Source organism: Bradyrhizobium sp. AZCC 2230 (assembly GCF_036924495.1).
In the GTDB taxonomy this organism is placed as follows: domain Bacteria; phylum Pseudomonadota; class Alphaproteobacteria; order Rhizobiales; family Xanthobacteraceae; genus Bradyrhizobium; species Bradyrhizobium rifense.
The window spans coordinates 6,178,050-6,191,851 of record NZ_JAZHRS010000001.1; the positions used below are offsets into that span (position 1 = coordinate 6,178,050).

Here is a 13,802-nt window from a genome sequence, read left to right on the forward strand (position 1 = left end):
GGTGGCGCGCTATTGCTCCACCTCATCCACTCCGCGCTTCAGCGCGGCGCGGGCCGCGTCGCGGTGCTCTGATGTGATGTGGCTCGCGACCATGCGAATGGCGGTGGCGAGCACGGCGGCGTCATCGGTGAAGCCGAGGACCGGCATCACGTCGGGGATGAAGTCGAACGGCAGGATGAAATAGGCGATCGCACCGAGCAGCGACGCCTGGACATGGCGCGGCGTCTGCCGGTCGAACGCGCAGTAATAGGCGGCAAGCAGATCTTCGGCGAACGGCAGATGCGCGACGACGCGCTTCAGCTTGCGCCAGAAGCGGCGGCGCACGCTTTCACGATCTTCCGCGAGCCGATCGGCCGGCTCGAAGCCGACGCTGTGCTCGGCAGCCATCTTTGGAAACTCCAGCTCAACCCGGCGCGGCTGAAGGCCGCATCCGACGACGATCACAAGATGGGGATGCGGCTCGGGCCCGCAAGGCGTCAGCCCTGCGTCAGCTTGGCAATCGCGTTCATCGCCGTTGCGAGCTCGATGTCGAGCCTGGTGACGCCACCGGCGTCATGGGTCGACAGGATCACCTCTACTGTCTTGTAGACATTGCGCCATTCGGGGTGGTGATCCATCTTCTCGGCAACCAGCGCTGCGCGGGTCATGAAGCCAAAAGCCTCGTTGAAATCCTTGAACACAAAGGTCTTCCCGATCCCTTTGCCGTCCTGGACCTCAGCCCAGCCCGGGATACCGCCCAGCGCCTGCTTGCGTGCGTCCGCCGATAGAAGCTCTGCCATGATGACCTCCGTTTTCAGGGGAACTTTACCCTAACACCGTGCTTACGCCCCGGGTTCAGACGGGATTTGGCCGATCCGCTAACCATGACGGAGATGTAACCCCGCGGAACAAGAAATTTGCTACAATTGCGGGCGTAAATCGCCGGCCAAGATGAAACTGAGCCTGAAGCGCCTGTTTGGGAGATCGATGACCGGGGACTCGAACCTGGCCGAAACGCCCTCTCCGCCTTCGCCGCGATCCGCGGCGCGGAAGACGGCGCTCGTGTCTCTGGCGCTGGTGTTTGCAATCATCGGTGCGCTTGTCGGCGGCTATTACTTCGCGATGCGACCGGTGACGCTGAAGATCGCGGTCGGTCCCGCCAACAGCGACGACGTCAAGGTGGTGCACGCCCTGACGCAGGCCTTTGCGCAGAGCAAAGGCTTTGTGCGGCTGCGCCCGGTCCAGACCGACGGCGCCACCGCCAGCGCGGATCTGCTCGCGGAGGGCAAGACCGATCTCGCCATCGTGCGCGGCGATCTCGATGTCCCCAAGAACGCACAAGCCGTCGCGACGCTGCGCAAGAACGTCGCAGTGCTGTGGTCCGTGCCCGGCAAGGGCAAAAAGAAGGGCGCGAAGATCACCAAGATCGCGCAGCTTGCCGGCCATCGCGTCGGCGTGGTCGGCCGCACGCCGGCCAACGTCAATCTGCTCAAGGTGATCCTGCAGCAATATGGCGTCGATCCCGCCAAGGTCGAGATCGTGCAATTCCCGGCGAGCGAAGTCGCCGAAGCCATCAAGGCCCAGAAAACCGACGCCTATCTTGCGGCCGGCCCCGTCAACAGCAAGATCACGGCGGACGCAATCGCCGCCTCCGCCAAGGATGGCGGCACGCCGACCTTCCTCGCAATCGATTCGGCGGATGCGATCGCGCAGAACCATCCGGTCTATGAAGCGTCCGAAATTCCGGCAGGCACCTATGGCGGTTCGCCCGATCGTCCCGACGACGAGGTCAAGACCATCAGCTTCTCGCACCATATCGTGGCGCGCAAAGGCCTCTCGGAGACCACGGTTGCGGCCTTCACCCGGCAGCTCTTCGCGGTGCGCCAGCAATTGCTGACCGAATTCCCGCAGGCCGCGAAGATCGAAACGCCCGATACCGACAAGGACGCGGTGATCCCCGTGCATCCGGGCGCGGCCGCCTTCGTCGACGGCGAGGAGAAAACCTTCCTCGACAAGTACAGCGATTACATCTGGTGGAGCCTGATGGCGCTCTCGGCCACGGGTTCGATCGGTGCATGGTTCGCGGGTTATCTGAAGAAGGACGAGCGCGACAACAACAGCCATCTGCGGGACCGCCTGCTCGACATGCTCGCCGCCGCCCGCAAGAGCGAGACGAGCGAAGAGCTCGACCAGATGCAGACCGAGGCCGACGAGATCCTGCGCGACACGTTGCGCTGCTACGATCACGGCGCCATCGAGGAAGGCGCGCTGACCGCCTTCAACATCGTGCTCGACCAGTTCCACACTGCGGTTGCCGACCGCAAGGCGGTGCTGTTCAGCCTGCCGCAGAACCTGCAACGCACCGGCGCGCAATTTCGGGCCGCCGGCAACGCATAAACGCTTGCGCGCGTAATTGCCGCGTCACATTGTCTCAATATAGCGTCGGACTTCATCCTGGCGACCGCCACCTCGGCGGGCCCGCCGCGCGATATCGAGAGCATCGCCATGAAGATCAAATTCTCCCGCCGTCGTTTCCTCACCACCAGCGCCGGTGCGCTCGGCGCGATCGCGATGCCGCATCTGTCGCGCGCGGCCGACCGGCCTGCAGTCACCCACGGCGTGCAGTCCGGCGACGTCACCGTCGACGGTGGCGTGGTCTGGGCGCGCACCGACCGGCCCGCGCAGATGCTGGTCGAGGTGGCGACGACGGAATCGTTCAAGGACGCCCGCGCGCTGCCGCCGATCGCGGCCCTGCCCGAGAGCGACTTCACCGCGAAGATGCTGGTGGACAATCTGCCGGGCGGACAGGACATCTTCTACCGCGTCCGCTTCCGCGATCTCTCCCACACCGCGATCGAGGGCGAGCCGGTGGTCGGCCGCTTCCGCACCGCGCCGGCCGACCGCCGCGACGTCAGCTTCGTCTGGGGCGGCGACGTCGCCGGCCAGGGCTGGGGCATCAATCCCGATGACGGCGGCATGATCACCTTCTCGGCCATGCGGAAACACCGGCCGGATTTCCTGCTGCATTCCGGCGACACCATCTACGCCGACGGCGTGATCCCCTCCGAGGTCAAGCTTGCCGACGGCAAGATCTGGAAGAACCTCACGATCCCCGAAAAGGCCAAGGTCGCCGAGACGCTGGACGAGTACCGCGCCGCGCACAAATATAATTTCACCGACGACAATGTCCGCGCCTTCAATGCCGAGGTGCCGATCTTCGTGCAGTGGGACGATCACGAGGTGACCAACAACTGGTCGCTGTCGAAGGACCTGCCGGCGACCTACAAGGTGCGCGACATCTCGCTGCTCGCGGCGCGCGCGGGCCGCGCCTTCCACGAGATGTATCCAATGCGCGAAAGCATCGTCGAGCCGGGCCGGGTCTATCGCCAGATCTCCTACGGTCCGCATCTCGACGTGTTCGTGCTCGACGAGCGCAGCTATCGCGGCCCGAACGGCGCCAACCTCGAGACGGACTACGGCCCGGCCAGCTATTTCCTTGGGCCCGAACAGATGGCCTGGCTGAAGCGCGGCCTGCTTAACTCGCGCGCGACATGGAAGGTGATCGCCTCCGACATGCCGCTCAGCCTGATCGTTTATGACGATGCCACCAACAAGAAAGGCTCGGAAGCTTTCGCGCAAGGCGACGGCCCGGCGCGTGGCCGCGAGCTCGAGATCGCCGACATCCTGCGCTTCATCAAGATGGCGCCGATCAAGAACACGGTGTGGCTGACGGCGGACGTGCACTACGCCGCCGCGCATTATTACGATCCGAACAAGGCGCAATTCCAGGATTTCGAGCCGTTCTGGGAATTCGTCTCGGGTCCGCTGCACGCCGGAACGTTCGGTCCGAACGAGCTCGACAACACCTTCGGCCCCGACGTGCGCTTCATCAAGGCGCCCGGCCTCGACAAGCAGAACCTGCCGCCGTCCGCCGGCATGCAGTTCTTCGGTCACGTCAAGATCGACGGTGCCTCGGGTCAGATGATCGTGACGCTGCGCGACCGCGCCGACGTCGCACTATGGTCGACGACGCTCGATCCAAAGCTCGCCTGAGCTAAATCGCCGTCAGGTGCCACGCGCCTGCAACGCCGCCTCCAGCGCATCGCTGGAGCACGGCTTTTGCAGCCGCGGACGTGCAGCAAATTGCGCAGGGATGCTGGTCTCCGCGCCGTAGCCGGTGACGAAGACAAAGGGAATTTTCAGGGCTGCGAGCCGCTCGGCGATCGCAAAGCTCTTCTCGCGGATCAATTCGACATCAAGCAGCGCGAAATCGGGCGCGCGTGCATTGATCGCATTCAGCGCCTGCGCCACCGAGCCCACGGTGCGCACGCTCGTGACACCAAAGCCGAGCAGACGATCCTCGAAATCGATGGCGATGATCGGATCGTCCTCGACGATCAGAACATCGGCAGGGATGGCGGCCGAGCCGTCCGGGGAGGCAGGTATCATGATCCTGGCTGCTATCGAGGGCTGCATGTTTTTACCGATCTGGACAACCGCATGCCGATGCCTGCGCCCAGCGCATCGGAGGGTTCCCGGAACGAAACTCACCACAGAACAGTTTGGACGTCTGTCCACATGTGCACACAACCGACGGACGGAACTGGCTAGTGTCGGAAAGGAGAGCAGGGGATTTGCGATGGATGCGCGTATCAGCAAGGCAAACGAGGTCGAGAGCCGCCCCGCCAATAATCTGCTGCGCCGCTTGAACGCGGCGGATTATGCGCTGCTCGCACCGCACGTTGCTGTTGACGACGTCGGCGCGAACCATCTGCTCTACAGTCCCGGTGACGATGTCCAAATCGTGCACTTTCCCTGCGGGCCGGCGCTCGCGACGTTTCTCGTTTCCAACGAAGACGGTCGCGATGTCGAGACCGTTCTGGTCGGCCGCGAAGGCGCGGTGGGCGGCATCGTCAGCGAAGGATTTTTGCCGGCGTATACCCGCATCTGCGTGAAATTCGGCGGACCCTTTGCGCGCATCAATGTCGCCAAGCTGGAGGCGGCCAAGGCGCGCTCGCCGTCGCTGCGCAACATCTTCGCCCGCTATGCCGATTGCATGCTGGCGCAGATTTTCCAGTCGACCGCCTGCAACGCCATCCACTCGATCGAGCAACGCACGGCAAAATGGATTTTGGCGGCGATGGAGCGGACCGGCGACGCGAGCAGCGTGCCGCTGACGCATGAGCAGCTCGCCACATTGCTCGGGGTGGGGCGCAGCTATGCCAGCCGCGTGCTGCAATCGTTCAAGGCCGAAGGCGTGCTCGACACGCGGCGCGGCTCGATCCTGGTCCGCAACCATGACGGCCTGCGCTTGCGCGCCTGCCTCTGCAACGACGCCGTCAAGATGCACTTCGAGGAGGTGCTGCGGGGGGTCTATCCGACCGAGGAAGCCGACCGCAGCTCGGCTCAGGGCTGATCGCGGCCGCCACCCCCGGGATAAAGGGCCGATTTGGTCCGGGATCGCTTAAGCTCCGGGGATTCCCGGACAAAATTCAGTCAACCAACCCCGAAAGAACGCATTGTTTTTTGGCGTTTTTTCCCTATATTGCGCCGCAAACGCGTAGGGCTCCCGGTCAATATGGCCGGGTTTCCTTTTTGGGCGTAGCAGGCCCCGTTTTCCACGTTTCCAGCGTTATCCGTGAAGAGGTCCCGGCTTGACCGGCGAGATCGCGCTTAACCCATTGTCCGACCGCAAAGAAGCTCACTCATGAATCTTCGTAACGTCGCCATCATCGCCCACGTCGACCACGGCAAAACGACCCTCGTCGACAAGCTCCTCCAGCAGTCCGGCACGTTCCGCGAGAACCAGAAGGTGACGGATCGCGCCATGGACTCCAACGATCTGGAGCGTGAGCGCGGCATCACCATTTTGGCCAAGGCGGCCTCGGTGCAGTGGAAGGACACCCGCGTCAACATCGTCGACACTCCTGGCCACGCCGATTTCGGCGGCGAGGTCGAGCGCATCCTGAACATGGTGGACGGCGCGCTGGTGCTGGTCGACGCCGCCGAAGGCCCGCTGCCGCAGACCAAATTCGTGGTCTCCAAGGCGCTCAAGGTCGGCCTCAAGCCGATCGTCGTCATCAACAAGGTCGACCGTCCCGACGCGCGCCCGACCGAAGTCATCAACGAGGTGTTCGACCTGTTCGCGGCGCTCGACGCTAGCGAGGAGCAGCTCGACTTCCCGATCCTGTACGGGTCGGCCAAGCAGGGCTGGATGGCCGAGAGCCCCGAGGGTCCGCAGGACAAGGGCATGGAGCCGCTGTTCGACCTGATCCTGCGTCACGTCGCACCGCCGAAGGTCGAGGAAGGTCCGTTCAGGATGATCGGCACCATCCTTGAGGCCAATCCCTATCTCGGCCGCATCATCACCGGCCGCATCTCGTCCGGCGTGCTCAAGCCGAACCAGCAGGTCAAGGTGCTGCATGCCGACGGCAAGCTGGTCGAGACCGGGCGCATCACCAAGATCCTGGCGTTCCGCGGTCTCGAGCGTACGCCGCTCGAGGAAGCCGAAGCCGGCGACATCGTCGCCATTGCCGGCCTGACCAAGGGCACCGTCGCCGATACCTTCTGCGACCCGACCGTCGAGGTGCCGCTGCCGGCGCAGCCGATCGATCCGCCGACCGTGTCGATGTCGTTCATCGTCAACAACTCCCCGCTCGCAGGCACTGAAGGCGACAAGGTGACGAGCCGCATGATCCGCGACCGCCTCTTGCGCGAAGCCGAAGGCAACGTCGCCCTGCGCGTCGTCGAGGCCGCCGACAAGGACGCGATGGAAGTGTCCGGCCGCGGCGAATTGCAGCTCGCGATCCTGATCGAGACCATGCGCCGCGAAGGCTTCGAGCTCTCGGTGTCGCGCCCGCGCGTCGTGTTCCAGAAGGACGAAGCCACCGGCGGCGCCATGGAGCCGATCGAGGAGGTCGTGATCGACGTCGACGAGGAGCATTCCGGCGTCGTCGTGCAGAAGATGAGCGAGCGCAAGTCCGAGCTGGTCGAGATGAAGCCTTCGGGCGGCAACCGCCTGCGCCTCGTGTTCTACGCGCCGACCCGTGGCCTGATCGGCTACCAGGGCGAACTGCTGACCGACACCCGCGGCACCGCGATCATGAACCGCCTGTTCCACGGCTATGCCCCGTACAAGGGCGAGATCCAGGGCCGCCGCAACGGCGTCCTGATCTCCAACGACCAGGGCGAAGCGGTGGCCTACGCCATGTTCAAGCTGGAAGACCGCGGCCCGATGATGATTGAGCCCGGCTGGAAGGTCTACAAGGGCATGATCGTCGGCGAGCACACCCGCGACAATGATCTCGAGATCAACGTGCTCAAGGGCAAGCAGCTCACCAACATCCGCACCACGTCGAAGGACGAAGCCGTGCGCCTGACCCCGCCGATCCGCATGACCCTCGAAAAGGCGCTCGCCTATATCGAGGACGACGAGCTCGTCGAGGTCACCCCGAAGTCGATCCGCCTGCGCAAGAAGCACCTCGACCCGAACGAGCGCAAGCGCGCGGAAAAGTCCAAGGAAGCGGTGGCGTAAGAATCCGCTCTCTCGTGCCCCGGACGCAGCGCAGCACTCAGTGATGCGCTGCTGAGCCGGGGCCCAGCAATTTTATCGGTATCCTTCGCTCCTTTGGGTCCCGGCTCTGCGCAGCAGCGCAAGGGCGCTGCAGCGCGTCCGGGACATGAGGGCTGCATATCTGCCCGGCTTCAGCGCGCCCAGCTAACGTGCTAGAGCCCACCCATGTCCTTCCCCTCCTCGGTCGAAGTCGCCATCATCGGTGCCGGTGCAGCCGGCCTTGGCGCGGCACGCGCGCTGCACGGCGCCGGCCTCTCCGTGATCGTGCTGGAGGCGCGCAACCGGCTCGGCGGCCGCGCCTGGACCGTGCAGGCCTCGCCCGACGTCACCTTCGACGTCGGCTGCGGCTGGCTGCACTCGGCCGACAAGAACTCCTTCGTTCCAATCGCGCGGCAACTCGATTTCGAGCTCAACAAGGACCTGCCGCCCTGGCGCGAGCGCGCCTATGGCAATGCGTTTCCGCAAAGCGAGCGCGACGATTTCATGCGCGCGATGGACGCGTTCTACGAGCGCCTCTGGCAAGCCGCGCAGAAGGGCAAGGACGAGCCCGCGAGCCTGAGCCTCGAGCCCGGCAATCGCTGGAATCCCATGATCGACGCGGTCTCGACCTACATCAACGGCTGCGAACTCAAGGACATGTCGACGCTCGACTGGGACGCCTATGAGGACACCGAGCTCAACTGGCGCGTCCGCCGCGGCTACGGCGCGCTCATCGCGGCCTATGGCGCGCCCTGCCGGGTGGCGCTGAACTGCAACGTCACGCTGATCGATCATTCGAACAAGCGCGTTCGCATCGAAACATCACAGGGCACGTTGACCGCGGACAAGGTGATTGTCACCGTGCCGACCAATCTCATCGCCGATGAAGCGATCCGCTTTTCGCCGCCGTTGCCGGCCAAAGTCGACGCAGCGCGCGGCCTGCCGCTCGGCGTCGACGACAAGGTGACACTGGCGCTGGACGATGCCGAAGCCTTCCCGAAGGAAGGCAATCTGCGCGGCGCCACCATGCGCACCGAGATGGGCACCTACCACATCCGCCCGTTCGGCCAGCCCTGCATCGAGGGCTTTTTCGGCGGCAGCTTTGCGCGCGCCTTGGAAAACGCCGGCGAAGGCGCCATCGCCGCGCATAGCATCGACGAAATCGCAGGCTTCCTCGGCAACGACATCCGCCGCAAGCTGAAGCCGCTGTACGAGTCCCGCTGGGGGCATGATCCCTTTGCGAGAGGATCGTACTCGCACGCGCTGCCCGGGCATGCCGGCGACCGTGCGGTGCTGGCCGCGCCGGTGGATGGACGGTTGTTCTTCGCGGGAGAAGCGACGTCGCCAACCTTTTTCACGACGGCGCATGGGGCGCGGGACAGTGGGGAGCGCGCGGCGAAGGAAGTGCTGGCGGCTTTGTGCAAGCGTTAACGAACGGCCGCGCTGCGGCGTCATCCTTCAGCGTCGTCCCGGCGAACGCCGGGACCCATACCGCGTGATCTATCGGTGAAGCTCGGTATCAGTACCGCTCGGCGATTCCTAAACTGCCAGCCCTCGCCAAACTTCTCCCTGTGGTTATGGGTCCCGGCGTTCGCCGGGACGACATCGCGTTTGTAGCTGCTGCGCTCGCTACTCAATCACCCTTGCCCGCAAATCGGCATCCGGCACGAAGCACGCATCATACTTCCCAAAAATCCGATAGCGATTGTGCGCGATGAGGCTGTAGACCGCATTCCGCAGCGGTTTCGGCACGGCGAACAGCGCCTGCGTCCAGCTCCAACCCGGAAGATGCGAGAGCACCGTCAGCGCGGCATCAGACTTCAGAAACGCCTCGCCACTATGGACCACCGCGTTGGTGTCGGGATCATCGGGGTCAATGCCGAACGTGCGCGCGAGCCTCGCGCCATAATCCGACTGGATCGGTGTGAAGCGAAACCGCTTCGCCGTATCGCGCTGCGCGACGAAGCGCACCCAGCGTGAGCAGAAGATGCAAACGCCGTCGAACAGGATCACGTCGTCATCAGGCCATTTGGGCATCAGCGATTATCCAGCATGAGAAGCGCCACCAGCATCAGCACGATGGCCGGTCCGGTCTTCACCAGCGCGCCGAGCGGCTCGATCCAGAGATCCGGCGTCAGGATCGCCGCGCCGAACATATAGCCTAGCGAGGCGACGATACCTGCAACGAGCCCGATCGCAGCCGTCCGGCGGACGGCGATCAGCACGCCAATGCTCATGTCCATCAGGCTGGTACCGATGGTGATGGGATCGACCAGCGCGAGCGGGAAATTGTGCGCGGACAAGATGCCGGCGGCCGCGCGATACGACACGAACAGCGCGATAAAGCCGGAGACGAGCCAGAACGCGACCAGGCTCGCAAAGATGAGCGCCTTGATCAGGAACAGCCGCGCGAACCATTTGTCCTGGATGGTGGCGGGGTGGCGCCCGATCGTCTCAGCCAGCGTTTTCGGTACGATGCCGGTGGCGGCGATCCACGCCGAGGGATCACCGCTCACGCCGCGGCGCAGCTCGGCGATGGCGGTGGATCGCATCGGCGGCATCCAGCCGAGAGTATTGGCGAGATCGCCGATTTTGGCGCCGAGATCGAGCATGAAGGACGGCATCGCGACATGCGGCCAGCCGGCCGTGCCGAACGCGAGCCGGAACTGCCCGATGACGCCAGCCATCGTGAACGGCTCGGATTGCATCAGGTCCCAGCTCACCGCCTTCACGGACCCATCGTCGAGATCGCGCGCGGCGAGCCAGGCAATGGTGGTGGAGATATCCTCGACCGCGACGGGCTGGAATGGCGTCGCCATCTCCTTCTGCGGCAGGTCGAGCGGGAAGGCGGCGAGGGCGCGCAGCATGGCGCTGCCGCCATAGGCTGCCGGTGCGGCCACGAAGCCGGGCCGCAGGATGGCGTGGGGAATGTGGGATGCCGCGATCAGGCGTTCAGCCTCGCGCTTGGTGGTGGCGAACGCGGTCCGATCTGCCTCAGGGATCCCGGGGATCGAGATCTGGACCAGCCGGACCGCACGACCGCTGCCGGCGATCGCCTGAAGCAGGCGCGCGACAAAATCGCGATGCACGGCATTGGTGTCGCTGCCGGGACCATCCTGGAGCACGCCGAGGCAGTTCACGACGACATCCACGGAATGCTCGCTCAGCAAGCGCATCAGCTCGGAGGCGTCGAGGATAAGGATCGGCAGCTCGATATCGAGCGCGCTCATCTTTTGCGCCGGCGACAGGCTGCGCGCGAGACCGACCACGCGAAACCCGCGCGCGCGCAAATCGTCGGCGACGAAGCGGCCGATCAGGCCGGAGGCGCCGAGCACCAAAATGGTTCGCTGGTTCATCGCGTCATTCAAAACGGTTTTGCGATCATCAGCCAGAGGATCGCCATCGTGGCGCCGAAGCCGGGGAAGCCGAACGCGAACCAGCGGCGGAACAGGGTGAAGTAGCGCTCCGGCAGCGCGACGCGCTGCAAGGCCGCCTTGCGCGCGAGATCGCGCATCTCGATCTGCATGAAGACGACGGGGATCCAGAACAAGCCGGCAAAGACGTACAGCGCGAGCGAGGCCAGCAGCCAATTTTCGGTAACTGGCGTCGCCGAGAGCATCATTAGCAGGCCGCCGGTGACCGGCTGCAGGATCACGGCCGACAGCGTGAAGATCGCGTCCGCAATCACCACCACCGACGCCGTGCGCGCGATGAACGACGCGTCGTTGGTGCGATGTGCCATCAGCATGAAGAAGGCGATGCCGGTTCCGGTGCCGAGGATGACAATGGCGCCGAGCACGTGCAGATATTTGACCAGGAAATACAGCGTCATGGCTTCTTGGTCGCCACTGGTTTAGGCAGGTTCAGTGCACGCGCGAGCTCGCCGCCTGCGGCCTGGACGCCGGCCTCGGTCTCGATCATCCAATGGCCCTCGCTGCCCACGGCCGGCAGCGTACGAAAATCGTCCTTGCCGCCGCCGCGGCGAAACGCATCCGCCAATGCTTTCGAAAATGCCGGCGCAAAATAGCTGTCATTGGCCGCGACCAGCGATGTGACGGGAATGCGCGCCGCCTTGCCGAATTCGGCAGCGGCCGCGAGAAGCGTATGTGGCGCGCAGACCTTGTTCGGTTCGTCATTGGCGTGGCCGCCGCGGCCGGGCGCAAATACCGTGATCGCGGAGATCTGTTTCGGATCGGCGTTCGCAAGCGCCAGCGCACCCCAGCCGCCTGCGGAGTGTCCGATCACGACCGCGGCATCCTTGCGGATAAAATCCTGCTTTTGCAGATAGTCCAGCGCAAGCGAAATTTCCTCCGCGGTGGCGCGGCCCGCGCGGGCGTAATCCGCTTCGTCGCAGCCGCCCTGGTCCTCGACATAGCGGCCGCCGGTCGCACCATGGCCGAGTCGCTCCGGCACCAGCACGGCAAAGCCGCGCGCGACGAGAAACGCTGCGAGCGCGCGGTATTCCGGTTGCGGCATTTGCGCGCGACGCAGCACGTTCTGCGTCGACGCATGTGCGATCACCGCAAGCCGGAACGGACCGCTACCTGTGGGACGAAACAGCAGCGCACGCGCGGCAATGTCGGTATCCGGCGACGGCACCCGCCATTCCTGCCGGCGGAACGGCTCGCTCTCTGCACCCGATGCCCCGAACGTGACCTGGGCGCACAGAGGCTGCGCCGTCAGCAGGGACAGCAGAAGCAGGCGAGCAAGGGTGTCGAGGAGCCGCATGAATGGCCGAGGGCGAGCACGGATACGCAGGCCAGACTAGTCGGAACGAATCACTCTGGGCGGACTTTCTGCGTTGCCATCGGCGTTCATTCGTTGAGACCGCGGAGTTTTGCACGGGCGCATGGCAGACGATTGCCGCACGAAATGGCGGCTTGTCTTTTTTCGGTACAACATGGTTAAAATACTGATGCAGAAAGTCCACAGGTTAACCGATAATTAACGATAGGTCTTGCCGCCAGCGCGGCGACTTGGTTTGATCGCGTCCATGAGCACAACCCTGATCGAGGTCCGGCCGGCCAAAGCTGCAGATGCAACTGCGGTGGCGTCCACCCATGACGAAGCCTGGCGTTCCGCCTATCAGGGCATCATTCCCGGCTCCGAGCTGGAGAAGCTGATTAACCGTCGCGGTCCGCAGTGGTGGGACAGCGCGATCCGCAAGGGCAGCCGCGTCAGCGTGCTGGTGTTCGGCGACAAGATCGCAGGCTACGCCAACTACGGCCGCAACCGCGCCCGCAGCCTGCATTTCGACGGCGAGATCTACGAGCTGTACCTGCGCCCCGAGTTTCAGGGCCTCGGCTTCGGCCGCCGCCTGTTCACCGCCGCCCGCCGCGACCTGATGCAGAGCAATCTGAAGAGCATGGTGGTCTGGGCGCTCTCGGACAACGATCCGGCGACCGAGTTCTATCGGGCACTGGGAGGCCGCATGGTGGCGCGCTCCTCGGAGCGGTTCGGGCCGAAGTCGCTCGACAAGGTTGCCTTCGCCTGGACCAACTAAGATTCGGACCAATTGAGCTGCTGAAACCTTAACCGGCAGCGTTTCCCGTCCGTCGATACCGCCCGCCGTTTGCGCCGGTGATCGCTGGATTCATTATTTCATAAAAACACGATGGATCGGGGGGCCAAGCCCGCGTATGACAGCGCCAAAATCGCTGCCGGGCGCGATTTAACCTCGGCAACAACGGAGCCTATCTAATGCGTATCGATGCGGTCTCGATTGGGAAAAACGTCCCTGAGGACGTCAACGTCATCATCGAAGTCCCCGTGGGCGGCGAGCCGATCAAATACGAGATGGACAAGGAAGCCGGGACGCTGGTGGTCGACCGCTTCCTCTACACGCCGATGCGTTACCCCGGCAATTACGGCTTCATCCCGCACACCCTGTCCGATGACGGCGACCCCTGCGACGTCCTGATCGTCAACACCCGCGCCATCATCCCCGGCGCCGTCATGAGCGTGCGCCCGGTTGGCGTGCTGTTCATGGAAGACGAAGCCGGTGGCGACGAGAAGATTCTGGCAGTACCGTCGTCGAAGCTGACGCAGCGCTACGACAAGGTGAAGTCGTATTCCGACCTGCCCGACATCACGCTGCAGCAGATCCAACACTTCTTCGAGCACTACAAGGATCTCGAACCGGGCAAGTGGGTGAAGATCACGCGCTGGGGCGGCCCGGAGGAAGCGCAGAAGCTGATCCTCGAAGGCATCGAGCGCGAGAAGAAAAAGAAGAGCTGAGCTTTGCTCCCTCGCCCCGCTTGCGGGGCGAGGT

14 protein-coding genes are annotated in these 13,802 nt (G+C 64.2%); 7 read left to right on the forward strand and 7 right to left on the reverse strand.

Features of this window, described 5'->3' with window-relative positions:
• Window positions 1–9: 9 nt before the first annotated feature.
• Window positions 10–387 carry a YkvA family protein gene (locus V1280_RS29610; protein WP_334532587.1) on the reverse strand — a complete coding sequence of 126 codons (378 nt, stop codon included), beginning with the start codon at window positions 385–387 and terminating at the stop codon, window positions 10–12.
• 89 nt (window positions 388–476) lie between these two features.
• Window positions 477–779, reverse strand: coding sequence for a 4a-hydroxytetrahydrobiopterin dehydratase (locus V1280_RS29615; RefSeq protein WP_334532590.1), 303 nt, complete (start codon window positions 777–779; stop codon window positions 477–479).
• Window positions 780–930: 151 nt separating this feature from the next.
• Between V1280_RS29615 and V1280_RS29620 the strand changes: the two genes are divergently transcribed.
• Together V1280_RS29620 and V1280_RS29625 are read left to right on the forward strand one after the other, a co-directional pair.
• A complete protein-coding gene (locus tag V1280_RS29620; protein WP_334532593.1) occupies window positions 931–2,376 on the forward strand; it encodes a TAXI family TRAP transporter solute-binding subunit in 1,446 nt (481 codons plus the stop codon).
• Window positions 2,377–2,484: 108 nt separating this feature from the next.
• Window positions 2,485–4,032 (forward strand): alkaline phosphatase D family protein, encoded by a 1,548-nt coding sequence (locus tag V1280_RS29625; protein WP_334532596.1) that lies wholly within the window; start codon window positions 2,485–2,487, stop codon window positions 4,030–4,032.
• 12 nt (window positions 4,033–4,044) lie between these two features.
• Here V1280_RS29625 and V1280_RS29630 read toward each other — a convergent pair whose 3' ends face one another.
• Window positions 4,045–4,428 carry a response regulator gene (locus tag V1280_RS29630; protein ID WP_334532599.1) on the reverse strand — a complete coding sequence of 128 codons (384 nt, stop codon included), beginning with the start codon at window positions 4,426–4,428 and terminating at the stop codon, window positions 4,045–4,047.
• 190 nt (window positions 4,429–4,618) lie between these two features.
• Between V1280_RS29630 and V1280_RS29635 the strand changes: the two genes are divergently transcribed.
• The 3 genes from V1280_RS29635 (at window position 4,619) to V1280_RS29645 (ending at window position 8,962) form a co-directional block, all read left to right on the forward strand.
• On the forward strand, window positions 4,619–5,395 hold the full coding sequence (locus tag V1280_RS29635) for a Crp/Fnr family transcriptional regulator (RefSeq protein WP_334532602.1): 777 nt from the start codon (window positions 4,619–4,621) through the stop codon (window positions 5,393–5,395).
• A gap of 291 nt (window positions 5,396–5,686) precedes the next feature.
• Window positions 5,687–7,513: a translational GTPase TypA gene (gene typA / locus V1280_RS29640; protein ID WP_334532604.1), complete on the forward strand. Its 1,827-nt coding sequence runs from the start codon at window positions 5,687–5,689 to the stop codon at window positions 7,511–7,513.
• Window positions 7,514–7,717: 204 nt separating this feature from the next.
• Window positions 7,718–8,962, forward strand: a complete 1,245-nt coding sequence (locus V1280_RS29645) for a flavin monoamine oxidase family protein (protein WP_334532606.1) — start codon at window positions 7,718–7,720, stop codon at window positions 8,960–8,962.
• A gap of 198 nt (window positions 8,963–9,160) precedes the next feature.
• Here the strand turns inward: V1280_RS29645 and V1280_RS29650 are convergent, their stop codons facing one another.
• Genes V1280_RS29650 through V1280_RS29665 form a run of 4 tightly spaced genes read right to left on the reverse strand, consistent with a single transcriptional unit; the run spans window position 9,161 to window position 12,259 of the window.
• A complete protein-coding gene (locus tag V1280_RS29650; protein ID WP_334532609.1) occupies window positions 9,161–9,568 on the reverse strand; it encodes a thiol-disulfide oxidoreductase DCC family protein in 408 nt (135 codons plus the stop codon).
• The gene (locus V1280_RS29655) at window positions 9,568–10,887 is read right to left on the reverse strand and encodes an SDR family oxidoreductase (protein ID WP_334532612.1); all 1,320 of its coding nucleotides are present in this window, start codon (window positions 10,885–10,887) and stop codon (window positions 9,568–9,570) included. Before V1280_RS29655 ends, V1280_RS29650 begins: the two co-directional genes overlap by 1 nt.
• An 8-nt stretch (window positions 10,888–10,895) precedes the next feature.
• The gene (locus tag V1280_RS29660; RefSeq protein ID WP_334532615.1) at window positions 10,896–11,363 is read right to left on the reverse strand and encodes a DUF2269 family protein; all 468 of its coding nucleotides are present in this window, start codon (window positions 11,361–11,363) and stop codon (window positions 10,896–10,898) included.
• The gene (locus V1280_RS29665; protein ID WP_334532617.1) at window positions 11,360–12,259 is read right to left on the reverse strand and encodes a dienelactone hydrolase family protein; all 900 of its coding nucleotides are present in this window, start codon (window positions 12,257–12,259) and stop codon (window positions 11,360–11,362) included. Before V1280_RS29665 ends, V1280_RS29660 begins: the two co-directional genes overlap by 4 nt.
• A 265-nt stretch (window positions 12,260–12,524) precedes the next feature.
• On the opposite strand from V1280_RS29665, the gene V1280_RS29670 reads away from it, so the two are divergent.
• Window positions 12,525–13,034, forward strand: a complete 510-nt coding sequence (locus V1280_RS29670; RefSeq protein ID WP_334532620.1) for a GNAT family N-acetyltransferase — start codon at window positions 12,525–12,527, stop codon at window positions 13,032–13,034.
• Window positions 13,035–13,231: 197 nt separating this feature from the next.
• A complete protein-coding gene (ppa, locus tag V1280_RS29675) occupies window positions 13,232–13,768 on the forward strand; it encodes an inorganic diphosphatase (protein ID WP_334532623.1) in 537 nt (178 codons plus the stop codon).
• Window positions 13,769–13,802: the final 34 nt, after the last annotated feature.

Bases quoted from the DNA above. Each gene is read 5' to 3' on its own strand.
- V1280_RS29610 (WP_334532587.1), bottom strand. From the start codon at position 387: ATGGCTGCCGAGCACAGCGTCGGCTTCGAGCCGGCCGATCGGCTCGCG.
- V1280_RS29615 (WP_334532590.1), bottom strand. From the start codon at position 779: ATGGCAGAGCTTCTATCGGCGGACGCACGCAAGCAGGCGCTGGGCGGT.
- V1280_RS29620 (WP_334532593.1), top strand. From the start codon at position 931: ATGAAACTGAGCCTGAAGCGCCTGTTTGGGAGATCGATGACCGGGGAC.
- V1280_RS29625 (WP_334532596.1), top strand. From the start codon at position 2,485: ATGAAGATCAAATTCTCCCGCCGTCGTTTCCTCACCACCAGCGCCGGT.
- V1280_RS29630 (WP_334532599.1), bottom strand. From the start codon at position 4,428: ATGATACCTGCCTCCCCGGACGGCTCGGCCGCCATCCCTGCCGATGTT.
- V1280_RS29635 (WP_334532602.1), top strand. From the start codon at position 4,619: ATGGATGCGCGTATCAGCAAGGCAAACGAGGTCGAGAGCCGCCCCGCC.
- typA (WP_334532604.1), top strand. From the start codon at position 5,687: ATGAATCTTCGTAACGTCGCCATCATCGCCCACGTCGACCACGGCAAA.
- V1280_RS29645 (WP_334532606.1), top strand. From the start codon at position 7,718: ATGTCCTTCCCCTCCTCGGTCGAAGTCGCCATCATCGGTGCCGGTGCA.
- V1280_RS29650 (WP_334532609.1), bottom strand. From the start codon at position 9,568: ATGCCCAAATGGCCTGATGACGACGTGATCCTGTTCGACGGCGTTTGC.
- V1280_RS29655 (WP_334532612.1), bottom strand. From the start codon at position 10,887: ATGAACCAGCGAACCATTTTGGTGCTCGGCGCCTCCGGCCTGATCGGC.
- V1280_RS29660 (WP_334532615.1), bottom strand. From the start codon at position 11,363: ATGACGCTGTATTTCCTGGTCAAATATCTGCACGTGCTCGGCGCCATT.
- V1280_RS29665 (WP_334532617.1), bottom strand. From the start codon at position 12,259: ATGCGGCTCCTCGACACCCTTGCTCGCCTGCTTCTGCTGTCCCTGCTG.
- V1280_RS29670 (WP_334532620.1), top strand. From the start codon at position 12,525: ATGAGCACAACCCTGATCGAGGTCCGGCCGGCCAAAGCTGCAGATGCA.
- ppa (WP_334532623.1), top strand. From the start codon at position 13,232: ATGCGTATCGATGCGGTCTCGATTGGGAAAAACGTCCCTGAGGACGTC.